13 protein-coding genes are annotated in these 23,538 nt (G+C 61.4%); 5 read left to right on the forward strand and 8 right to left on the reverse strand.

Annotated elements, in window-relative coordinates:
• Positions 1-142 precede the first annotated feature (142 nt).
• A complete protein-coding gene (locus tag ACFQDI_RS22280) occupies positions 143-4,033 on the forward strand; it encodes a PVC-type heme-binding CxxCH protein (RefSeq protein WP_377171117.1) in 3,891 nt (1,296 codons plus the stop codon).
• A 22-nt stretch (positions 4,034-4,055) separates the two neighbouring features.
• On the opposite strand, the gene ACFQDI_RS22285 is transcribed toward ACFQDI_RS22280, so the two are convergent.
• The 4 genes from ACFQDI_RS22285 to ACFQDI_RS22300 form a co-directional block, all read right to left on the reverse strand.
• The gene (locus ACFQDI_RS22285; RefSeq protein WP_377171119.1) at positions 4,056-4,892 is read right to left on the reverse strand and encodes an SF-assemblin family protein; all 837 of its coding nucleotides are present in this window, start codon (positions 4,890-4,892) and stop codon (positions 4,056-4,058) included.
• A gap of 87 nt (positions 4,893-4,979) precedes the next feature.
• Positions 4,980-6,347, reverse strand: a complete 1,368-nt coding sequence (locus tag ACFQDI_RS22290; protein ID WP_377171122.1) for a DUF1501 domain-containing protein — start codon at positions 6,345-6,347, stop codon at positions 4,980-4,982.
• A 1-nt stretch (position 6,348) separates the two neighbouring features.
• Positions 6,349-8,958 (reverse strand): DUF1549 and DUF1553 domain-containing protein, encoded by a 2,610-nt coding sequence (locus ACFQDI_RS22295; protein ID WP_377171124.1) that lies wholly within the window; start codon positions 8,956-8,958, stop codon positions 6,349-6,351.
• A gap of 208 nt (positions 8,959-9,166) precedes the next feature.
• The gene (locus ACFQDI_RS22300; RefSeq protein WP_377171126.1) at positions 9,167-15,667 is read right to left on the reverse strand and encodes an autotransporter-associated beta strand repeat-containing protein; all 6,501 of its coding nucleotides are present in this window, start codon (positions 15,665-15,667) and stop codon (positions 9,167-9,169) included.
• A gap of 179 nt (positions 15,668-15,846) precedes the next feature.
• On the opposite strand from ACFQDI_RS22300, the gene ACFQDI_RS22305 reads away from it, so the two are divergent.
• The 4 genes from ACFQDI_RS22305 to ACFQDI_RS22320 are packed head-to-tail and all read left to right on the forward strand — an operon-like array spanning position 15,847 to position 20,769.
• The gene (locus tag ACFQDI_RS22305) at positions 15,847-16,446 is read left to right on the forward strand and encodes a riboflavin synthase (RefSeq protein WP_377171129.1); all 600 of its coding nucleotides are present in this window, start codon (positions 15,847-15,849) and stop codon (positions 16,444-16,446) included.
• Between the two features lie 36 nt (positions 16,447-16,482).
• Positions 16,483-17,148 carry an ABC transporter ATP-binding protein gene (locus ACFQDI_RS22310; protein WP_377171131.1) on the forward strand — a complete coding sequence of 222 codons (666 nt, stop codon included), beginning with the start codon at positions 16,483-16,485 and terminating at the stop codon, positions 17,146-17,148.
• A complete protein-coding gene (locus ACFQDI_RS22315) occupies positions 17,145-19,685 on the forward strand; it encodes an ABC transporter permease (RefSeq protein ID WP_377171133.1) in 2,541 nt (846 codons plus the stop codon). Before ACFQDI_RS22310 ends, ACFQDI_RS22315 begins: the two co-directional genes overlap by 4 nt.
• Position 19,686: 1 nt before the next feature.
• Positions 19,687-20,769, forward strand: coding sequence for a lipocalin-like domain-containing protein (locus ACFQDI_RS22320; RefSeq protein ID WP_377171136.1), 1,083 nt, complete (start codon positions 19,687-19,689; stop codon positions 20,767-20,769).
• 41 nt (positions 20,770-20,810) lie between these two features.
• Here ACFQDI_RS22320 and ACFQDI_RS22325 read toward each other — a convergent pair whose 3' ends face one another.
• The 4 genes from ACFQDI_RS22325 to ACFQDI_RS22340 all read right to left on the reverse strand — a co-directional run bounded on the left by ACFQDI_RS22325 (position 20,811) and on the right by ACFQDI_RS22340 (position 23,502).
• Complete coding sequence (locus ACFQDI_RS22325; protein WP_377171138.1) at positions 20,811-21,128, reverse strand: Dabb family protein; 318 nt, start codon at positions 21,126-21,128, stop codon at positions 20,811-20,813.
• Between the two features lie 30 nt (positions 21,129-21,158).
• Positions 21,159-21,539, reverse strand: a complete 381-nt coding sequence (locus tag ACFQDI_RS22330) for an NADH-quinone oxidoreductase subunit A (protein WP_377171140.1) — start codon at positions 21,537-21,539, stop codon at positions 21,159-21,161.
• A 111-nt stretch (positions 21,540-21,650) separates the two neighbouring features.
• On the reverse strand, positions 21,651-22,004 hold the full coding sequence (locus ACFQDI_RS22335) for a hypothetical protein (RefSeq protein ID WP_377171142.1): 354 nt from the start codon (positions 22,002-22,004) through the stop codon (positions 21,651-21,653).
• A 184-nt stretch (positions 22,005-22,188) separates the two neighbouring features.
• Positions 22,189-23,502, reverse strand: a complete 1,314-nt coding sequence (locus ACFQDI_RS22340; protein ID WP_377171144.1) for an outer membrane protein assembly factor BamB family protein — start codon at positions 23,500-23,502, stop codon at positions 22,189-22,191.
• Positions 23,503-23,538 lie beyond the last annotated feature (36 nt).

A 23,538-nucleotide genomic window follows, 5' to 3' on the forward strand; every position in this document is an offset into this window, starting at 1 on the left:
TGCAAGAGCCTCGAAACCGTGACATGGCACTGAATAACCACCGCAATTCTTACATATGATAATTTGTATCAAAGATGAGATGCAAAATTGTGGAATCTCAAGCTACCATGAAGAAAAATGCATTCTCGCTAAGGCTTGGCTCATGGCTGCCTTCTTGATCAGCAACTGCGCTTTTCACGAGGTCGTCTGGCAGCACAAACAGATCAGCACGTCCTCCAAACCCTTCGGCTACGCCAGGGCCGTCAGCTACACCAAGCCCCAGCTCTGGAACAAGAAACACCTCACCTGGCAGCTCGATACCGACACTCCCGTTCCAGGGCGCCTCTCGGTGGAAGAGCTCAGGCGTGAAATTGACGAAAGCTTCAAAAGCTGGGAGGCCGCCGGGGTATTCACCTTCGCCCAGGCCCAGGATGGAGAGCGCGCAGACATCACCACCAGCTTTCGCACTCCTCCGGGCAGGTCTTGGAACGGTCAGCTCGGCTGCATGGGCCACGCCTCCTTCCCCTGGAGCTTGGACCGCGGTCGCATCTATCTCGACCCATCCAAGTGGTGGAGCACCCGCTCCGTCTCCCTGATCGCAGCCCCCATCACCAAATGGCTCCCTCATGAGATCGGCCACGTGCTCGGCCTCCAGCACTGCCCCGGTGAGGATCACACCATGAGCGAAAACGGCCCCTACCACCTGCCGGACGCAGCCAGCTTCTCGCAGTTGCGGCATCTTTACTCTCCCGAGACTCCGTCTGTACCTGGGTGCAGTGCGTCATGGACAGCTCCGGCGCTGCCGAATAAGCGCTCCTGCGCATCTCTGGCAGGCAAGAACGGCGTGCTTCGTGCCGTCCTCAACTGCATGCAACGTCCGATGATCATCTGGCTGGCTCTCACTCTCTGGGCTCCTCTCACCGTCAGGTCCGCTGATGCGCTGAAATTCCCCACCACCCCGCCCACCGCTCCGCAAAACGCCGCCAAGACCTTCCACGTCCTCGACGGCTTCCAGATGCAGCTCATCGCCGCCGAGCCCCTCGTCACCGATCCCGTCGCCATCACCTATGACGAGGACGGCCGCGCCTACGTGTGTGAGATGAACGACTACCCCTACACGGACAAGGAGCATCACAAGCACGCCCAGGAAAACCCCACCGATCAGGCCATCGGCAAAGTCCGCCTCCTCACCGACACCGATGGAGACGGCACCTTCGACAAAGCCACCATCTTCGCAGAGGGCCTCTCCTGGCCCACCGGCGCCGCCTGCTGGAAAGGCGGCATCTTCGTCACTGCCACCCCCGACGTCTGGTACCTCAAGGACACCAATGGCGACGGCGTTGCCGATGTCCGCCAGCGCGTCTTCACCGGCTTCAAAAAGCTCAACGTCCAGGCCGTGATGAACAACCCCATCTGGGGCCTCGACCACCGCATCTACATCGCCGGTGGCAGCAATGGCGGCGAAATCCAGCGCGTCCCCGGCAGCGAATCCGTCATGCCCATGCCTGCCGATTTCAAATCGCTCCCCATCAAGCGCAACGACTTCAGCTTCGATCCCTCCACTGGAGATGTCCGCCTCGAAAGCGGCGGCGCACGCTTCGGCAACACCTTCGACGACTGGGGCAACCGCTTCCTATGCAACATCCGCAATCCCTGCCAGCACGTCGTCCTGCCCTACCGCTACCTCGCCCGCAATCCCTATCTCGTCGTCCCCAGCGCCCTCAATGACTGCGCCGAGGCCGGCGATCAGCTCCCCGTCTATCGCACCAGCCCGCCCGAGCCCTGGCGCGAGTTCCGCGCCAAACGCTGGGTGCAGGAAGGCAGCACCCTGCCCAAGAGCGAACTCGTCGGCGCAGGCGTCGTCACCTCCTCCGCCGGCATCACCGTCTATCGTGGCGATGCCTACCCGCCCGAGTATCGCGACTTCGCATTTGTCGCCGACGTCGCCGGCAATCTCTTCTACCGCATGAAGCTCGTCCCAGACGGTGTCACCTTCAAAGCCGTGCAGGTGGACGGAAATAAAAACTTCTGCACCAGCGACGACCTCTGGTCTCGCCCCGTCAATTTCACCAACGCCCCCGACGGCTGCCTCACCGTCTGCGACATGTACCGCGAAGTCATCGAGCACCCCTGGAGCATCCCCGACGACATCCACACCGCCGTCGATCTCCTCCGCGGCCGCGACAAAGGCCGCCTCTACCGCCTCGCGCCTGCATCCTTCAAAACCCGCCCCACCCCCAAACTCAGCACCTTCACTACCCCCGACCTCGTCTTCCTCCTCGACCACCCCAACGCTTGGCACCGCGAAACCGCCCAGCGACTGCTTTTTGAGCGGCAGGACAAGGCGGCAGCAGAGCCGCTGAGGATTCTTGTGAGTGTGGGGAGTGCGCTAGGACGGCTCACAGCATTACGGTCGGTTCTGGCGATTGTATTGAAGCCAAAAGGGCAGCTAGCCGAAGACCGGCAGCAGAAGCTTAAGGGAACCTATCCTGATGCAAATGGTTGGGAGATAAAGCCGGATTGGCGGATTGATGAAGATCGTCGAAAACTCCTCCAAAACGCCCTTCACGACTCCGACGCAAGAGTCCGAGCGCAGAGCGTCGAAGCCTATGCCATCAGCGAAGGTTGGTCCGCAGTAGATGAGATCAAGGGCATGCGACACGATCTGTCCAAACTGGTGCGGTTAGAAACCGCGTTTGCTCTCGGTGGTTTAAAGCCCGGCTTGTGGTCAGGCCCGCCTCCAGTGATGGGTGTGACGGACATCGCTCTTTACGACGCAGGCGATCCATGGCTTGAAGCAGCTCTTCTAAGTTCCCGTGGGCATAACAGTGTAGAATTGTTTAATGGCCTGCTCGGGCATGGCTCGCTGCAGCCAGCTCAAATCCATCTGCTCGCTTCAGCAGGAGAGATGATTGCTCGCCAAGGGTGGAAAATGACGCCGTCGGACTGCTGCGAACAAGTTGCCTCTCACAAACTTCTCTCAGATGATCAAAAACGGCAGGTCATACTAGCGATTGCAGAAGGCATGATCGCATCAGGCAGAACAGCCACAGAACTGCTGGCAGGCCAGGAGCCAGAATACACCCAAAGCAGCCGGGAGTATGTAACCCGCTGGCAAGCAGAGTCGCACCAAGTTCTCGACCAGCCCTCATCAAGTGAGGCAGGCAAGATCAAGGCTCTGCGCATGCTGTCCTTGTTCGAGCCATTGCAAAAGCTGGAGCCGCTCATCCTGAAATGTCTGGTCCCCACCCAGCCCGCCGAACTCCAGCTTGCTGCGATTGAAGCACTTCGTTCTTCCCAAGACCCCGACGTCGCCGACATCCTCATCACCGCCTGGCCCAAGCTCACACCCACCCTCCGCGACAAAGCCGCCACCCTCCTCCTCTCACGCACCGACCGCATCGCCAAACTCCTTGACGCCATCGAAGCCAAAAAAATCCTCCCATCCCAGCTCAGCGTCGCCACCAAAGCCACGCTCGGCCGCCAGAAAACACCCGCACTCGCCGAACGCATCACCAAACTCCTCGGCGACGCCTCCTCATCAAACCGAAAAGCCGTCATCGACAAATACGCAGCCGCCATGTTCGGCAGTAGCGCGGGCAATCCTGCCCGCAGTGAAGCCTCCGCCACACCCAAAACACCGCTTCTCACCGGCTCCCCCACCAACGGCGCCAAAATCTACGAAAACCTCTGCATGGTCTGCCACCGCCATCTCGATCGCGGCAACGACGTCGGCCCCAATCTCGGCACCATCAAAGCCTGGACCGCCGAACAAATCCTCACCAACGTCCTCGACCCCAACCGCGAAGTCTCGCCCAACTTCGCGCTCTACATCGTCGAAACCAACGACGGCCGCACCCTCTCCGGCCTCATCACCAGCGAAACCGCCGGCAACCTCACTCTCAAACGCGCCGACGGCGGCACCGACACAGTCCTCCGCAGCGAGATCAAATCCCTCACCAGCCCCGGCATCTCCCTCATGCCCGAAGGCCTCGAAGCCGCCATCACACCCCAGCAGATGGCAGATCTCATATCCTACCTGAAGGCACCTTGACCAGCGGCAACGGCCCTTGGCCTCACGCCTGCTTCTTCTTTTTGAAAAGCATCGCAACTGCCGCCGCCACACCACCAATCACACCACCAATCACGCCAGAGCGGCCAAGGCTCGTAAAATCCAGCCCTCCAGCAGCCGGACCCGCCACGCGTGGATTGGCCGCCACCACTGCATCCCGCCACGCCGTCACTGCCTGTTGGGTCCAGAAGCGGTCGGCTTCCGAGTGAAAGTCAGCATTCGCATTCAGGTAGATCAGGCGTCCGTTCACTGGCACGATCATGCTGCTCACCACGACTTTGTCCTTGGTGGATTGAGTGCCGGTTTTGGCTGCGATGTTCAGCGCCATCGTGAATCCCAGACTGCTGGCAGAGTCTTCAAAGCAGCCAAGGATGGCCACATCGCTCAGGCTGAGTGCTGCATCGGCATCAGTTGCATTCTTCAGGGCCTTCTCCGCCTTGCCGCTGATTTTGGCGATCTCCTGCTGTATGGCTTCCTGCGATTTCTCAATCTCCGCTTTGGTCTGCTGCTTGAGGTCTCCAAACGTGCGCTCCCCGATTTCCTGGTTCTCCACTCTCCGCAGCACCTGGGCATTAAAACTGCGGTCCAGCTTGGTTCCATCATCCTTCGTCGGGTGAAATCGTGCCAGGTAACGGTTGGCAGCGTGCAGCATTTCCTCCACCATGCGGTCAGACTCGGGATTCAGTCCATCGATGCGCTGATATCCCACAGGGGCAGGCAGCTTGATGATCCTCCCTCCCACCAGAACCTCCTCCCGCGAAGCAGGATGGGCAGCTTCCTCAGCCTGCAGCGTCAGCACGCTGGAAAAGACAATGGCGGCAAGAGTAAGGTGAAGTCCCATGCATGCCAAGGATTCGCAGGAGCTCCGTTAAATCAACACGGGAAGCATTAAAACCACCTCTGATTTCCTTCGTTTGAACTTGGCGCTTCAGGCCAAAACTCTCCGCAGCACTTCCCCATGCACATCCGTCAGCCGGAAATCCCGCCCCGCATAGCGATACGTCAGTTCCTCATGGTTCACCCCCAGCAGATGCAAAATGGTCGCATGCAGGTCATGCACGCTCACGGGATTCTGCTCCGCCGCAAAGCCAAGCTCATCCGTGCTGCCATAAACGGTGCCGCCTTTCACACCACCACCCGCCATCCACACGCTGAATCCATAGTGATTGTGGTCCCGGCCCAGTTTCGACTTCCCGCCGCTCAGCTCCACCGTGGGCGTCCGGCCAAATTCACCACCCCAGATGATCAGCGTGTCTTCCAGCATCCCACGTTGCTTGAGGTCATGCAGCAGCGCCGCGATCGGCTGATCAATCTCTCCCGCAAGTCTGCGGTGATTCGTCTCGATGTTGTCATGGTTGTCCCACGGCTGCCCCGCGCCATGCCAGAGTTGCACCATCCGCACCCCGCGCTCCAGCAGCCGCCGGGCGATGAGAGTCTGCCGCCCATGCACCCCTTCGCCATACATCGCACGGATGTGCGCCGGCTCCTGCGTCACATCAAACGCATCCGCCGCCTCCATCTGCATGCGGAAAGCCAGCTCAAAGCTCTGGATGCGCGCCTCCAGCCGTGGATCACCACGATCCTGCCGGTGCGCCTCATTGATGCTCCGCATCAGCTCCAGTTGCCGCATCTGCACCCGCGTGTCCGCATGCGGGCTGCGGATGTTTTCGATCAAACGATCCACCTGCTGGTGCTTCGAGTCCACATACGTGCCTTGAAACGCCCCCGGCAAAAACGCCGACTGCCAGTTCTCAGCTCCCTTGATCGGCATGCCGCCCGGACACATCGCGATGAACCCCGGCAGGTTCTCATTCGCGCTGCCCAGCCCGTACGTCAGCCACGACCCCAGGCTCGGCCTCGGCTGCACCGAGTCGCCGCAGTTCATGAGCATCAGCGACGGCTCATGGTTCGGCACCTGCGCCTGCATGGACCGGATCACTGCGATGTCATCAATATGCGCCGCCGTCTTCGCGAACAATTCGCTCACCTCGATGCCGCTCTGCCCATAACGTTGAAACTTGAAAGGCGAAGGAAACGCCGCGCCCGTCTTCCTCTCCGTCAGCCGGTGGCTCGGCACTGCCTTGCCCTCATACCGCGCCAGCGCCGGTTTGTAATCAAACGTGTCCACATGCGACGGCCCGCCATTGAGAAAGAAATGAATCACCCGCTTCGCCTTCGGCGCAAAATGAGGTTTGCTCGTGTTGCTTGCGGCCGCATGCAGGTCTGCCAGTCCCAGCATGCCCATCCCCATGCCGGAACGGCGTAAAAAATCTCGGCGCGTGAGAGGTGTGTTCATATCAGTCCACAAACATAAATTCGTTCGCCAGCATCAGCACCTGCACCAGCTGCTCCCAGTTGTTGAGCTGCGAGCGAGGCTGCGCGGCAAAATCCTTTTCAGCATCCCAGGTTTGCGCAGGCGCATCATCACCACCCGCACCCACGTTGCCGCTCTGCTGAATCCGCATCGACCACAAAAACTGGTCGCTGTTCAGCACCTCGCCAATGTCCACCACAAAGTCGAGCGTCTCACCCGCTTTGAAAGCCAGCGTGTCAAAGTTCAGCTCTGCCTTGCCTTGATGCAGCCTCCCCGCATGCAGGCGGCCCTGCTCGCTGTGGCTGATGAAGGAGCGGATGCCATCACCCGGAGCCGGCTCATGCACCAGCGTGGACTTCACCGCATAAGTGCCATCCGCAGGCGCGGTCCATCGCCTCACCACCGCATGCTTCCGGTCGTTCCCCGGATGCCCTCCCGTCGCTGTGAGTTGCGCCCATCCCAGCTTCGCATTCGGCCATGCCTCATCGCCCTGCCACGCGCTGCCCGTGAAGTGCGGCAGCGGCTTGAATTCCTTCACCCTGCCGGTGCTCTCATCCCACTCTCCCACACCATACTGCCACGCCTTCGAGTGGTCCGCCTGCACGATGACCCGTGGCTCATCCTCCTGCACAAAGCGCAGCGCCTGCTCCATTTCATCCGCCCTCGGCGCTCGTTGAAAAAGATGCCCATAGATGCGCCTCACACGCCCCGCTGCATCAGCCCCTTTGACATCCGCACGCCCCAGCAGCGCCTTCGCCTGCTGCACCACAAACGGATGGTTCATCCCAAACAGCGCCTGCTGCGGCACAGTAGTCTCCGTGCGCTGCGGGATCGAAAGATCCGGATTGGCAAAGTCAAAGGTGCGCATCACCGCCGGCACATTTTCACGATCCACCAGCGTGTAGAGCGTCCGCCGTTGATTGTCCGCCGCAAACAAGGGCAGGGGAGCACCGCCCACCTCCAGGCTCAGCCGCCCTGCCGCCGTCAGCCACGCATCACGCGCCTCCTCAAAGCTGAGCCTGTGCGGGTTCATGCGCCACAGCAGCCGGTTGTCCGGATCAGGATGCGCCGGATCCACCGCCCCGCCGCCGCTGCTCTGCTGATACGTCTCCGACATCATGATCAGCCGGTGCATCGCCTTGATGCTCCACCCCGAGTCAATGAAACGCTGCGCCAGCCAGTCGAGCAGTTCGGGGTGGCTCGGCTCTGTGCCCTGCTTGCCAAAGTCGCTCGGCGTGCTCACCAGCCCGCGTCCAAAGTGGTGCTGCCAGATGCGGTTCACCATCACCCGCGCCGTCAGCGGATTGCGCGGGTCTATAATCGCCTTCGCAAGCTCCAGCCTCCCGCTCCCTTGAGTGAAAGGCTGCTGCTTGCCAAACAAACTCAAAAACTGCCTCGGCACCGCATCCCCCTTCGTCAGCGGATTCCCGCGCAGCAGCACACGCGGTGTGCTCGGCAGCGCGCGGTCCACCAGCACCGTGGCATGCTCCGGCGCAGTGCGGTTGTTGAGTAGATAACGATCCACCTCGCCCTGCGACTTCCACAGCTCGGTGATGACACCCGTGGGAAAATACATCTCATTGTTCGTGATGTGCTCGTCAGGCACATAAGCCGGTGAATCAGGCCTCTTGAGCACTTCATCCGTCAGCTCGACTCCAGGATGCGCCTCCACCCACGCCTTCCAGCGATGCACGATGAAAGGATTGAGGTCCTTCTCGTCAATGATTTGGTCAAAGCCCTGCTCGGGATATTTCTCCAGCTCCGTCAGCGCCTTCTGGTAGTCCTTCACTCGCGCCCGCGTGCGCGCCATCTGCTCCTCGCGCCGCTTCGTCATGAGATCCTGATTCTTCTTCACCAGTTCCGTCAGTTTCGCATCTTCCCCCTTGGCGCACGGCACCACCGCCTCCGCGCAGCTTTGAAACACCCCATACAGCGCATAGTAGTCCCGCGTGGGAATGGGATCAAACTTATGATCATGGCAGCGCGCGCACGCCACGGTCAGCCCCAGCGTGCCACGCGTCACCACATCAATCCGGTCATCAATGATGTCGTGCGATACACCTAGAAAGCGCCGCCCCAGCGTGAGAAATCCCATCGCCGCCAAATCCGCCGAGCCCGCTGGCGCCACCTGGTCCGCCGCCATCTGCAGCAGCAAGAAGCGGTCATACGGCATGTCATCGTTCAATGACCGTACCACCCAGTCTCGATACGCCGTGGCATGCACCCAGCGTTTTTCCTCACGGGCATAATCATACCCCTTCATGTCCGAATACCGCGCCACATCCAGCCAGTGCCGGGCCCACTGCTCCCCATACTGCGGCGATGCCAGCAGCCTGTCCACGTATTGCGAAAAATCCCCCTCATGCTCTCCCGCAGGCGGCAGCCCCGTCAGGTCAAAGCTGGCCCGGCGGATCAACGTACGCTCATCCGCCCGCGGCGAAGGCTTCAGTCCCTTCTCCACCAGCTTGCGCTTCACAAACTCATCAATGCTTCCCCCTGCCGTCGGCCGCAGCGGCTGAAACGACCAATGCTCCGCAGCGGACACACTGCCGGAGACCATCAGAACCACAAACTGTACAAAGACACGAAGCATGGAGCTCTTACTACGTCCTCAGACAGTGCAGTCCTTCCATTCGCTTCATTATGGAGCTTGCTAACCACAGGCCGAGGACAATAGAGCAACGCGCCAGGGCTTTGGAGTGCGGTCGCGCAGATGCAAGGCGCAAGCCTGCATCGGAGCTACCGCTTTCGCGGGGTGAAGAATGCACTTCCTACTTCCCCCGTCATCCGGCCTGCGAAATTCAATCCAGCACCCGCATAGGCCCACGTCTACGTCTCGAAACCAGCGCCACAAACCCCAGCAGCAGCAGCACCGACCGCCCCGGCTCGGGCACCACAACGATGATCCCGCTGGTGGTGAACTGGCTCACATCCCACACCAGTCCGCCGCTCAGCGTCGGCAGGTCGAACTGGCTGGCATCATCCCCAGAGCCATCACGATAGTTGGTCCCCACATCAAAACCGGTAAAGTCTGTGATCACCACACCGGTCCAGTCAACGAGGTTGTAAACTTGGCCAAGCGCGGCGCTGAAGCCGCTGCTGCGGACCACCAAAGTTCCGGAGACCGTCAGATTGTAGCCCGTGGTATCACCAGCAGTCTTGAAGGAAAGCAGGTCATGATTCCCGCTGCCCAGTCCCTGGGAGCGGCTGACATCGTTCACATACGTGATGTAGCCGACGCTGCCCACCGCGTTTCCTCCAAAGGTTGGATCCACGCTGCCGGTGTTGTTGGCCGTGCCAATATCCAGAATGACCTGCCCCGCCAGGCTCTGCGTTCCGCCACCTGTGACAGGCGTGAAATTGAGGGTGCCAAATGAACCCGCTGCCGTGCTGTCTCCCGCCTGCACCGTGGACCCGCTTGCCGCTGTAAAGTTTGGCCCCTGCACCACCCCCGTGCCATAGAGAGTGGCACCGCTCTGCACCGTCACGTCTCCCGTGCCGGTCCGGCCTGCGCCGTTGCTGCCCACCTGCAGCTGCCCGGCCTTCACGTTGGTCGCGCCTGTGTAGGTGTTGTTGCCGCTCAGCACCCATGTTCCCGGAGTGTCGATCTTGGTGATGCCCCCTGTGCCGGAAATCGTGCCGCTCAAGGTGCCGGTGCCAGCGCCGCGCACGTACAGCGTGTAGCTGCCGAGGTTAAAGTCTCCCGTCAGATTCACCTTGTCCCCTGTCGCAGAGGCAGTCGCAGTATTGCCGGCCGAGATGGTGGCATCTCCGCTGAGAATAAAGCGGTTCGCCTGGGTCGTGTTTCCGCTGAAGCCGAAGGAGGTCGGAGTGCCGGAGAATCCCGCCACCCACGTGTTTTGGTTTCCGCCCTGCAGGGTCACATCCCCGCTGCCCAGCGCTCCGCTGGCGCTGACAGTGAACAGGTCCCACGCCCCGTTCACGCCGGTGTCCGCAATCCACTGAGTCCCGCCGGAGTAGTCATTGGTCGCGTTCGTCAGGGTCAGGCCGCCAGCCCCCCCGGTGCCGTCAAAGATCAGCTTGCCAGTCCCCGTCACCTTGCCGTTGAGCGTGGTGCCATAGGTTCCCGCGCGGAAGCTCAGGCTCGCAGCGTCAATCCATATCCCCGGCGTCACACCCAGGGTCCCCAGATAGTTCGTCTCAAACACCGGCTGCGTGGCGCCGTTGGCCACAAATCGCAGCGTGCCCGCGTCTCCCAGCGCCTTGCTGTTCACTGAGACCGTGTTGTCCCAGTCAATCCGGTTCAGCGTGAGCGTCCCTCCGCCGAGGTTCAGGCTGGGAATCGTCGTCACGACAGTCCCCGTCAGGCTTCGGATCGTTTCATTGAAGCCTCCAAGATTCCAGATGCCGCCGTTCAGCACCACGATCGCATCATCCGCGATCTGATTGGCTGCGCCCAGCTTCAGGGTGCCGGCTGTATTCACCTGGATGTCATTCGTCCCGGCCACCCCATCCCCGGCGATGGCATTGCCACCGCTCACATTGCGCAGTTCCAGCGTGCCAGTGTTCACGGTCGTCAGCCCCGTGTAGGTGTTCGTCGCTGTCAGGCTCACGGTCCCCGCACCGCCGATTCTCAGACCACCGGCCCCGCTGATCACATTCGCCATCGTGAGTGTGAAGCCCGAATCCGCGCCGAGGGTTCCTCCATTGCTGCCCAGCATGATGCCCCGGTTCGTGTCGTTGATCGTCAGATTGGCTGCCGCCATCAGGCTGGCCCCGGTTCCGTTCAGAGTGAGCTGACCCGCCGTGAAGACGCTTGGCGCGGCTCCGAGGCTCGTCTCGTCGCTGATGCGCAGTGTGCCTCCGGTGATAAGAATCGTCCCAGTGAAGCTGTTCGCAGCCGTCAGAGTCGTCGTTCCCGTGCCCACCAGTGTCAGGCCACCGCCGCCCACGACCACGCTGTTAATCGTGACATTGCCCGAGCCATTCACCGCGATGCCATTGGCAGTCGTGAGAATCTGGGCCGCCACCGAACTCACCGTGTAATCCGTCCCTGTGCTGTTGCTGAACGTGACGGCATCCACGCTGATGTCAGATTGCAGGATCGGCGTCAGGCTTGAGGCTCCGTCGGCAAAGATCACACTGTCACCATTTTGAAAGACACTGTCTTTGCTGTTGGCCCAGTTGCCCGTGGTGCCGACGTCCCAGAACGTGGGGTGGGTGCTGTCACCGCCCACCCAGGTGTTGACCACATACCCCAGATCCACAGTGATCGCATCGATGCCGTTGTTGATGAAAGTGCCGCCTCCATGCGCACTGACGGTGCTGGTGCCCAGCGAAAACCGGTTCACATCGCCAATAAAACCGCCGCTCCCATAAGTGAGCACTTTGATCGTTCCAACACCGTTGCCGGTGATGTTGATCGTGAATCCGCCCACTCCCAGTGCGCTGACGTCCAGTTTCCCCGCTCCGGTGGCACCCAGCGCTGCTGCAGTCCCCGCATCAATGGTCAGGGTGTGTGTGCTGCCCTGGAAGATGATGTTTCCTGACGTGCTTCCTTCTCCGCCGAGTTCGGCCCCTGCCAGCACCGTGATGCTGGATAGATTGCTGCCACCCAGATCGAGCCGCCCCGCGCTGACGGTCGTGGTGCCGATGTACGTGTTGTTGCCTGCCAGCGTGAGGGTGCCGCTGCCCACCTTGATGACGTTGTTGTTGAATGCCCCCTGCAGCACACCGTAAAAAGTCGTGCTCTGGTTGTTGGCGCCCACGCTGAGATTGGAGACCGCGAGATCAAAGTTCGCACTGCCCTTCAGACCGCCAATGTTGTACGTGGTGCCTTCTCCCAGCGTGAGGTTGGCGCTTTGTGTGCCGGCGCTGCCGGTGTCCAGCGTGCTGTTCTGCAGCGCGTTGGCATTCGCCAGCACGATCATCCCGCCTTCGATGCGCGTGTCACCGCTGTAGGTGTTGACGCCGGTCAGGTTCAGTGTGCCCGCGCCCACTTTCACCAGGCCGCCCGTGCCGGTCAAAACACCGGTGAAAATGCTTGTCTCGTTGTTGGCCCCGACACTCAGCGTGTTCGCTCCCATGGCCATCGTATCATTGCCTGCCAGGCCGCCGATGTTGTACGTGTTCGCACCGCCAACCGTGAAAGTCACATTCCCTGCCGTCGCGGTGGTCAGTGTGCTGTTTTGCAAGGCGTTGACATTTCCCAGCGCCAGAGTGCCTGCATTCGCAAACGTTGCCCCGGAAAAGGTGTTCGCGGCGGTCAGTGCCAGCGTTCCGGCGCCAGATTGTGTCAGGCTTCCGGGGCCTGCGATGACATTGGCCACGGTTAAAGTGGTGGAGCTGTTGACCGAAAGGGTGCCGCCCGCTGCAGTGAGTGTGATGCCGCGCGTGCTGTCATCAATGCTGAAGTCGGCGGTGGTGTTCAGCGTGCCACCCGCAAGCGTCAGCTGGTCTGCGGCAAAGCTCGCCGGGCCATTCCCCAGATTCTGCTCGCTCGAAATCCGCAGCGTCCCGCCACCCACCACGGTCCGCCCGGTGTAGGTGTTCGTGCCGGCCAGAACAATGATGCCTGCACCCGACGTGGTGACACCCACAACGCCGCTCCCGTTGTCTTTGACGGTGGAATTCACCGTCAGCAGGTTCGTGGTGTGGTTGTTCGTCAGGTAAAGCGTGCCTGCTGTGTCAGTGGCACCACCGGCGGTGAGAATGCCGTCGTTCGCACTGGCACCGATCGTCAGCGCACCCGCGTTGCTTGCCACCATGATGCCGCCTGCCGCGCCGAGCCGCAAAACATCCGTGCTCCCCGGATCATACGTGGCAGTGCCAGCAGTCGCGGTTTGCAGCAGTGTGTTGATGTCCGTGGTTCCTGCCGCACCCGGCGTCATGCTGCCGCTCGCACCCGCATCAATGATGCGCACATTCGCTGCAGCATTGGAGCTGATCGTTCCGCCGAGCCTGTTTACATCCGTGTAGCTCGTCAGCGCCACAATATTGCCACCCGTTGCGTTCGTGCTGTTGGTTGCCCAGGCATTCCCCACCCGTGCCCAGCCTCCCAAAATGCCGTTCGTGTTGGTCGTGTTTGTTGTGATCCCGTTTGTCGCACTCTGAGTGCCCGTCGGCAGCGTGAAGTTCACCGTGGCTCCCGCATTCTGCGTGATGGCCCCGAGGTTCAGTACCGTCCCGTCAGACCCATTGGCCGGCAGGGTGACAGTCACACCCGAGGCTCCGGCATTGAGCGTGAGGCCGGAAAATGTCTGGGAGGTGGTGTAGCTGTTCGTTGTCGCAGTGATGGTCGCAGCAGAGCCTGCCACAGTCGGCGCGGCACTGATGATGAACACGGTCGCGCTCTGCACGCTGACCACATAGGCGCCTGCGGCAAAGTTGGCATTCGAAACGAGTTGCCCCGGTGCCAGTCCCGCCGTGGATGCGACGGTGATGATGTCGCTGTTGGCCGCCCAACTGGCACCCGTCAAAGTCGTGGCGGTGCCGCTGCTTCTGCCAGTGAGCTGAAAGATGCCTCCTCCCAGCGTCAATGGCGCTGCAGTCGGAAGATAGTTGCTCACCGTTCCCGCTCCGCTCTGGGAGGCGGTCGCGCGTCCAAAGTTCAGGTTCAGCGTGCCCCCGTTCACTGTGAAATTACCGGTGGTCGTGCTCACTCCGCTGAGCGTGAAGGTCCCTGTCCCGGTCTTCGTCACCGAAACAGCTCCCGTAAACTTGCCGTCGAAAGTCGTGCTGGCATTGTTCACCCCGGTGGTCAGCGTGGCGGCCGTCGCACTGGTGACCACGCGGTCATAGAGGCCGCTCACAGAGTAGGTGCTGGTGTTGATCGCACCTGCGCTCTGATCAAAACCATTCAGATTCAGGGTGGACGCCGCTGCGGCGTAGTTCACGCTGAAGTTGATGGTGGCGGTGGTGTTCAGCGCATTGGCGACGTTCGTCTGCAGTGTCCCGGCATACAGCTGATTGGTTCCATAGGTGCTGCCCACCACTCCGAGCACGATGGTCTTGCCCCCGTTGTCCATGTACAGGGTGCCACCGCCACCCAGCGACATGGGTTTGCCGGTGATGTTCATCGTCGTTGCCGCCTGCACCACGAAGGAGGTGCCGGAGTTCCCGGCGGTGGTGGAGATGCCACCAGTCACATTCAGTGTGCCAGAGCTCTGCCAGCGCACGCTGTTGCTCAGACGAATGGCTCCGGTCAGCGTGTTCGTGCCGATGTTTTCCAGCAAAGTGCCACCACTGAAAGCATTCGTCACATCGTCCAGCCAGATGGACTCCGCCGTCGTCACGCCTCCGGCCAGCGAAAGCCTGCCGCTCAGCCCCAGCCGCGTGCCGCCGCTCGCGGAGCCCAGTGTGCCCGTGCTCGTCAGCGAGACCTTGCCCCGTGAAATGCTCGTGATGCCCGTGTAAGTGTTCGCTCCAGACAGGGTCACGTTCCCCAGTCCGCCCTTCGTGACGCTTGAGATGCCGCTCGCTCCATCCTTGATGACACCGGAAATGATGATGTCGCGCGCCGCATTGCTGTCCCCGTTGGTGAGCACCAGTTCCCCGCTGGCCCCGATGCTGACCGTGCCGCTCAGCGTGAGCGCCCCCGTGCCGGCATTCAGGATGCCGTTGACGGTGAAATTTCCAGTGATGGTGCCTGCCGCCCCCGTGTAGCGCAGCGTGTTGAAAGAAACCCCGGCTCCCATCGCCCCCACCGCCGCCACGTCATAGTTCAGCGCCCCTGTCGTGTCGGTGACACTCGCTGCCGTGGCCGCTGCGGTACCGCTGGCGTAGCCGATGATGTTGCTGCTGCCATCTAGGGTGGCAAACCGCGCTGCGGTGCCTGTGCCAAAAGTGGCCCACGTGCCAATGAGCCCATAGGCGTCATTGCTCATGTTCGTCGCCTTCACGGTGCCAGCTCCCTGCACATTCAGCGTCGCTCCGGTCCCTCGGGTGAAAAGCCCGGTGTTCAGTGTCAGCGTGCGCCCGGCGGCGATGTTCCACAGCTGGCCCACCGCAGTCTTGATCGTCAGCCCCGACTGGATGGTGAGATCCTGCGTGGCCGCGCTCATGTCGATGCTGGTGCCCGCCAGACCGGAACTCAGGGTGAGTGTGTTCCCAGCGCCAATCGTGACCAAACCTCCAGGATCGGCGATTCGGATGCCCTGCCAGCTCACATCTCCTCCGAGCACCGAGGTGTTCGCCCCCGTGACGGTATTGGTCCACACCGCCGTGTTGCTGAGGTCCGGCACTCCGCCGCTCCAGCTCCCTGCGTTGTTCAGGTTCGTTGTGTTGTTCAGCTTGGTTCTGTCCGCCGCATGGGCAGGCAGGATCATGAGCAGCGTGCTCATAGCGCACGCGATAGCGAGGCCTGGGTGGGTATAGGAGGGCATTGGTTGGTCAAAGGTGGGGGTGAGCCTTTGAGGGCAGCCTTGTAGATGCCTCTTTTCGCCAGTTTTTACAGTGACAAGACATAAAGATTTGGCTAACTGGAAATCGACACAGCCAGCGTGCAGCATTAGGTCATCGTATGTTCACAGGCCTCGTTGAAACCACCGGCAAAGTCATCTCCTTGGAGCCTCGCGGCGAAAGCGCACGCCTCACCCTCCACGTCGGCGGCATGGCATCCGAATTGGTGGATGGCGAAAGCGTGGCTGTGAACGGCTGCTGCCTCACCGTCACCACCAAGGACGCCACGGCACAAACCGCCAGCTTCGATCTCCTCATGCAGACCCTCAAGGTCACCAGCCTCGGCGACCTTCAAACCGGTTCCCTCGTCAATCTGGAGCGTGCCATGTCCATCGGCGCACGCTTTGGCGGTCACTTCGTCCAAGGCCACGTGGATGCCACGGTGAAGGTGCTCGATTGGAGCGCCCACGGTCAGGACCACCGCCTGGAAGTCGAGCTCCCCCCGGAACACCGCGGCCTCATCATCCCCAAAGGCTCCATCTGCCTCGATGGCATCTCCCTGACCGCTGCGGAAGTCTCCGACACCAACGTCGTCTGCTGGATCATCCCCCACACCTTCCAGCTCACCAATCTGCACACCAAAAAGCCCGGTGACCGCCTCAATGTGGAGTTCGACATGCTCGGCAAATACGTCCGCGAGCTCATGCGCGCCATGAAGTGAGGCGTCCATGCCACCACGCAGGCCGTTACCTCTCCGATGCCGGTCCTCGAAGTCCAATCTCTCACCAAAAGCTACGCCGAACGCCCCATCCTGCGTGGCGTGTCATTCAGCCTTAATCAGGGCGAGCGCGTCGCGCTGCTCGGCCCCTCGGGCAGTGGCAAAACCACCGTGCTGAACTGCGTCGGCGGCGTGGATCACCCAGACAGTGGCACCGTCACCATCGCCAGCCACGTTCTCGGCAGCTTGAGTGCGGATGATCTCGCCCACCTGCGCCGCCGTCACATCGGCACCGTCTTCCAGTTTTATCACCTTCTGCCCACACTCAGTGCAGCAGAAAACATCGAGCTCCCCTTGCAGCTTCTCCGCGTCCCCACCCACGAGCGCGAAACACGCGTGCGCCAGCTCCTGGAACGCGTGGGCATTGCTCACCGCGCTGTCGCGTTGCCAGGCCAGTTGTCCGGCGGCGAAATGCAGCGCGTCGCCATTGCCCGTGCCGTGGTTCATCGCCCATCCCTGATCTTGGCCGATGAACCCACCGGCAGCCTCGACACCGCCACCGGCGCGCAGGTTCTCGATCTTCTGGCGGAAATCGTGCAGGAAACCCTGGCCGCCCTCCTCCTTGTCACCCACAGTCCGGACGCCGTGAAACATTGCCAGCGCGTGCTGCGCATGCAGGACGGCCAGATCGTCGAAGGCGCATGAGCACGGTGCTTCTCATCCTGCGGCGCTGCGCCTTGCGCCACTGGCGGCTCGCTTTCAGGCAGCAGCTCGCCCTCACGCTCATTCTGGCGCTTGGCTCCAGCGTCTATCTTGCCGTACGCCTCGCCAGCAATGCTGCTCTCTCAGGCTTCGAAACCTTCACCGATGGCGTCACCCGTCAGCCTGACTGGACGGTGCAGGCGCTCACCGGCTCCCTCCATGAATCCGATCTGCGCAGCATGCGTGAGACGCTCGGCCCACGCCCCGTAAGCCTTCTCTCCGTGGTGGAGGAGACAGTCACCCCCGCATCGGACAAAGGTAACGGCGAAATCGGTTCGCGTGCCACCTGGCGTCTCCTCGGCGTGGATTTCATCGCCCTGCTCAATCTTCGTGGCCAAGCCCCCGCAGGACTCGGAGATTCAAACATGCAGTCGATCCATGCAGGAGTTTACGTCAGTCCAAAACTCGGCGCCAAAGCAGGCGAAGAACTGCGCCTCATCGTCGATGACCGCGTCATCACTCTGCAGGTCGCCGGCGTGGTTCCCGAAGTGCCAGGCGTCCCGAGTCTCCCGGCTCATCTCCTCCTGATGGACCTGCCCGAAGCACAGTCTGTCTTGCAGCGCGGAGATCGCTTAGATCGGGTCGAAGTTCTTTCACAAGACAGCACCCTGTTCCCCAATTTGCGCGAAGAAACCGGCGCTCTGCTCAAGGCTCACTGGCAGGTGCGTGGCGGTTCGGACCGTCGCCAGCTCGCAGGCACCATGACTCAGGCTTTCCGTCTAAATTTGACCATCCTCTCGCTGCTCGCTCTGCTGGTCGGCGGCTATCTCATCTTCCAGGCACTGGACGGCGTCGTGCTCAGACGTCGCAATGAGATCGGCATCTTGAAATCACTCGGCGTCACAGACCGCGCCATCCAGATCGCCTTTCTGCTCGAGGCGGCTTTGCTCGGCCTCTGCGGCGGCGCTCTGGGCGTGCTCCTCGGCTGGCTTGGCGCTCAGGCTGCCGTGGGCGGTGTCACCAAGACCATGAACGCGCTCTATGGCGCCACCAGCGAGCAGCAGGCCTCGCTGAGCGTGTCGGAGGCTTTGCTCGCCCTTTCCATCTCCATCCTCGCAAGTCTCATCGCCGCATGGTGGCCCGCCCGCATGGCCGCATGTACCCCTCCGGCACACATGCTTGGAAACCATGCCATGCCCTTCGAAGGCGGCAGCCTATGGCGCACCGAATGGATCGGCTGGGCCATGCTGCTGGCAGCACTTCTCCTCGCACAACTCCCCGTGCTCCGCTTTGAAAACGGCACGCGCCTCCCGCTTGCTGGCTACTCTGCCGCTTTGCTCTGGCTCGTAGGTGCCGGACTTGCGGCGAGCACCATCTTGCGCTTCGTCGCGCGCAGGAAAGCCCTGTCCGCCGTCTGGCGCATCGCTCTCTCCCATCTCCGCCGCCCCACCGTGCGCCATCGCTTCGCCGTCGCAGCACTCGCGAGCGCCGTGGCCATGACCACCGGCATGGCCGTCATGGTCGCGAGCTTCGATCACACCATGCGCGGCTGGATTGATCGCACGATGAAGGCCGATATCTACGTCAGCAGTGCAGGGGCCCAGAGCGCATCCTCCACCCACGCCATCACACAAAAAAAAGTCGCAGAGCTGGGTAAGGAACCCGGAGTCGCAGAGCTGGCCTTCGTACAGGCAAAGACACTGCTCTGGCAGGGCGGCGAAGTGCTTGTCCTCGGCACTAATCCCGTCTTTGCGCACAAGCATGATCTCTACGCCTGGGTGCAGGCCCCGCAGCACCAGGAGTGGTGGAAGACCGACGAGTCCATCACCCCCGCCATCATCAGCGAAAGCTGGAGCGAACGCTTCTCCACGCATGTCGGCGATGTCATCGACCTCGCAGGTCACCAAGTGCGCGTCGTGGCAATGAATGCGGAATACGGCAACGAGCGCGGCTCCCTCACCTTGCCCTCGGAAGTCTTCCGTTCCTGGTTTGAAACCGACGAAGCCTGGCGCGTGGCCCTCATGCTCAAATCTGGCGTGGATGCCGAAAGCGTGCGCAGCCGCATCGAAGCCAAGCAGCCCGGACTCAGCGTCTTCACCAATACCCACCTCCGTCGCGAAGCCCTGCGCATTTTCCGCCAGACCTTCTCCGTGACTCATGCCCTGGAGGTCATCGGTGTCATCGTTGCCGTGGTCGGTCTTGGCCTCGCGCTGACGAGCCTCCTGCTCGAACGCCGCGCCGTGCTGGCCACGCTGCATTCTCTCGGCATGTCGCGCCGGGAGATCGCCAGGTCAGCCGCACTCGAAGGCCTCGGCGTCGCATGCGCAGGTGCCTTCACCGGCATCGCCGCAGGCCTCTGGCTCGGCTGGCTCCTCGTCTATCGCATCAATAAGCAATGCTTCGGCTGGACCCTGCAGTTCCACGCCGTCTGGTGGCATCTCGCCGTGCTCGGCGCTGCGGTGGTTGTCACCGGCATGCTGGTGGCCGCCATGGTCGGACGCTGGGCCGCTCTCCTGCCTGCAGAACACACCGAGGAATGACATGAAGTACACCCTCCTTTTCTTCCTCCTGCTCACGTCATGGCTGCATGCGCAGACCACCGCAGACGGCTTCGTACTCCCCCAGCCAGGCAAAGTCTTCGCCTTCCCTCGCGATCACGGCAGCCATCCTGAATTTCGCACCGAGTGGTGGTACGTCACCGGCCATCTCGACTCCAAAGACGGCCATCGCTTCGGCTTTCAGGTCACCTTCTTTCGTCAGGCCCGGCGCACGGACGGCCAGACTCTTCACCTGCATCTCGCCCACACGGCGTTGCTGGATGCCCGCACAGGCCGCTTCCTGCATGAGGAACGTCTGAACCGCGCAGGCTGGGATGCCGCCTCCTCCGAGACGACCCTCGCCGTGCGCAATGGCAACTGGTCTCTCAGACTCGATGAAGCAACTCAGCACCTCCACATCGCCGCGACAGTGAATGGAGAGGCCCTGCTCCAGTTCGAACTCGAAGCCGTCAAACCCCTCGTCATCTTTGGTAAAGACGGCGTCTCCCGCAAAGGCGCTTCCGCAACAGCCGCCAGCCACTACCTCACATGGCCACGCCTGAAGACCACCGGCACCGTCAAGCTCGGCACCACAGAGCATGCCGTGACCGGCGAGGCATGGATGGACCACGAGTTCAGCAGCAGCCAGTTGGAGGCAGGGCAGGTGGGTTGGGATTGGGCCGCTCTTCAGCTCAAGGACGGCCGCGAGATCATGGTCTATCGCATGCGCCGGAAAGACGGTTCCTCAGATCCAGCTTCGACACTCGCCGTGATTGATCTCAATGGGAAGGTCCGCCACCTCGCACGCGACGCCTTTTCCTGGGAAGTCCTCGGTACATGGAAAAGCCCCCGCAATGGCGCTCAGTATCCCACTCAGATCCGCCTCCGCTTTGAAGGCGAATCATTCGAACTCAAGCCTCTGGCCCCAGATCAGGAGCAGGACGGCGGCATCACTCGGCTGCCCTACTGGGAAGGTGCCTGCGATGTCCTTGACCCACACGGCCAGACCACAGGCCGTGCTTTCCTGGAGCTGGCAGGCTATGCAGGTGACCTCACTGGTCATCTGGCACCGCAAGCAGGGAAGTGATGCAGGCACTCCTGCCTGCACATCGAACTTTCCATGACACCCTACGAATACTTCACATCCTTGCGCGGCTCCATCTCAAACGCCGTGCTCTCCTGCTCGGAGATGTTCGGCTTCAGCACTTCCTCACGGAATTTGAAGTAGTGTGGGTCATCCTGGCAGATCGCCAGTTTGTCCATCGTCTCAACCTCCAGATACACAAACCACGGGTAAGGGTCAGACGGATTCACGCGCTTGCCCGTTTTGACCGTCAGCACCTCCGGTATGCGCAGCAGTGTCACCCGCGTCTGGGACATCATCTGCTCCAGTTTTTCCTCCGTCACCTGAGGCTTGAGCTGAAACAGGCTGAGGTACGCGATCATGAAAGCAGAAGGGTCCTTGGGGCGGGCAGACTAGGACTTCCAGTCCAGCACGCCCTTCTTCCAGGCGTAACCAAACGCCACCAGCAGGATGGACGCGAAGCCGGCGGCGACAGCAAGGATCGATGCACCTCCGCCTACGGCAGCGAGGTAGTCCTTGTAAATGATGGCCCAGGGATACAGAAAGACGACTTCGATGTCGAACAGCACGAAGAGCATCGCCACGATGTAAAACTTCACGCTGAAACGCGGCTGGCTGTCTCCCACGGGAAGCATCCCGCACTCGTAGGCGGAGTCTTTGATCGCGTTTCGCTTGGCCGATTTGCCGAGGAGCGCTGAGGCGATCAGGGTCACCGCGGCAAAACCACCGGCGATGACAATCTGGAGCAGGACTGGGATGTAATTCTCAAACATGGGGGTGAATGATGCCGAATGGTTAGCGAGAGGCGGCGCAGCGTCAAACCCTGAAACAAAAAGGGCCGCTCTGCTTATCGCAGGGCGGCCCAGAAGGGGGAGGGGGGCGGATTAGCTCCGGGCAGCTGCGGCAGCCGTGGTGCGGGCCACGACGGCGGCGCTGCGGGCTGCGATCGCCGCATTGTGGGCGGCACGCAGGCCGTCAAGGCCACGGTAAGTCTTGCCCACCTTGGCGCAAAGGCCGCGGCTCACGAGGTTCTGCAGCTTCTCATACGAGCGCAGGCGCAGCATCTCTTCACCACCGCTCACTGCATTTTTCAGCTTGAGATTGTCGTACACCAGCCCAAACAGTGTGTTGAACTCATAAGTCTCCGGTTTGGAGAGGACATTGACTAGCTCGTCAGTGACATGATCAGGGACTCGGCGGGAGAAGCGTGTCTTACGTGTCGGTGTGGTGGTAGGCATATGGACCTCTACCCTAGCACATCTTTGGTCTCTTTGCGACGCTTTTGTGAACGCAGGAGGATTTTTCTCCTACGCTGCATGCGCAGTGAAAGAAGCGCTCCCTTGCATGCGTTTTAGAGTGCTCGCTGTTACCGCCTGTATTTACATCGCATGGTCAGCCGACCTCGCCTGACCGCTCATCTTCTCACTTGGTGGCGATCTTGTAGAGGGCTCCGCTGCTGCGGATAAACAAGGCACCATCCGCAACTGCCGGAGAAGCCGTGATCGCCTCGCCAAGCTGGTTCTGGCCGGTGATCTCAAACTTTTCCGGCGAGGCGCGCACCAGAAAGCACTCCCCCCGGTCATTGCAAAACAGCAGTTTGTCTCCCAGCACCAGCGGGGCAGGGACGTGCTTGCCCGCCAGCCGGTCATCCCAGAGGTCCTTGCCAGACTTCACCTCCACCGCACTCACGATGCCCCCACGCGTGGTCTGGTAAAGGATGCCATTCACCAGCACCGAGGCAGCCTCGCTGGCATTCCGCTTCTCCCGATCCCACAGCACGTGACTCTCGGTGATGTCCCCGCTCATTTTGTCATCAATGCGGACGCAGACGGTGTGGGCCCTTTCAGCGCCGGTGTTCAGGATCAGCATGTCCTCAAAACGCAGCGGTGGAATGGCCGCGTTGAATCCACCGTGGCGGATCGTCCAGAGTTCCTTGCCCGTGGAAACCTCATAGCCAAAGGCCGCGCGCGAGCCGATGGAAACAAGCACCTCCTTGCCCCCCATCTCAAACACCCCCGGCGTATGGAAGGCCTTGCGCATGTCGCCATCCCGGGTCGGCTTGCCTTCTTTGTCCAGGTCGCCGTAGTCTGTCGTACGGGCGGTTTTCCAGACGCTCTTGCCCGTCTTCTTGTCCAGCGCCGTGACAAACTGCTGGTCAATGCCGTCAAACGTCAGGATGATCAGATTTCCGTAAATGATTGGCGATGAGCCCGGCCCGCGAAAGTGGCGCACATTGATGTCGCGGCGCTCCCACACTTTCTTGCCCGTCGCAGGATCAAGGCGCGCCGTGCCGTACGTGCCAAAGTGCACATACAGCGCATCCTCCTCCAGCACCGGTGACGGCGCCGCGTAATTGTTGACGGGATTGCCAAGATCTTCCGGAGCCGCGTTTTCAAACACCACCTCATGATGCACGATCTTCCCGCTGTGACGGTCAATGCCATACACAAACTGCTTCTTGCCGTCCGCAGTGGCGGAGGTGAACCAGATCATGTCCCCCCCGATCACCGGAGAGGAGTGGCCCTGGCCTTCCAGCGGCGTGCGCCACACAATGTTTTTCCCGGAGGCGCTGTCCCACTCCAGGGGAATGCGCGCCACATCGGCCGCCGGCACGATGCTGTCTTGCGTCGGGCCTCCCTTCCCAGGCCAGAAGACGGGCTTCGTGGCTGGCTCGGCGCTCGAAAGAACAGTCAGCAGGGAAATGGACAGGGCGGTGAGGGCGGTCGTGCGGATCATGGGCCTGAAGTTGACGGAGCTGGTTGGAAATTCTTT

It is taken from the genome of Prosthecobacter fluviatilis (assembly GCF_042655725.1).
Taxonomy (GTDB): domain Bacteria; phylum Verrucomicrobiota; class Verrucomicrobiia; order Verrucomicrobiales; family Verrucomicrobiaceae; genus Prosthecobacter; species Prosthecobacter fluviatilis.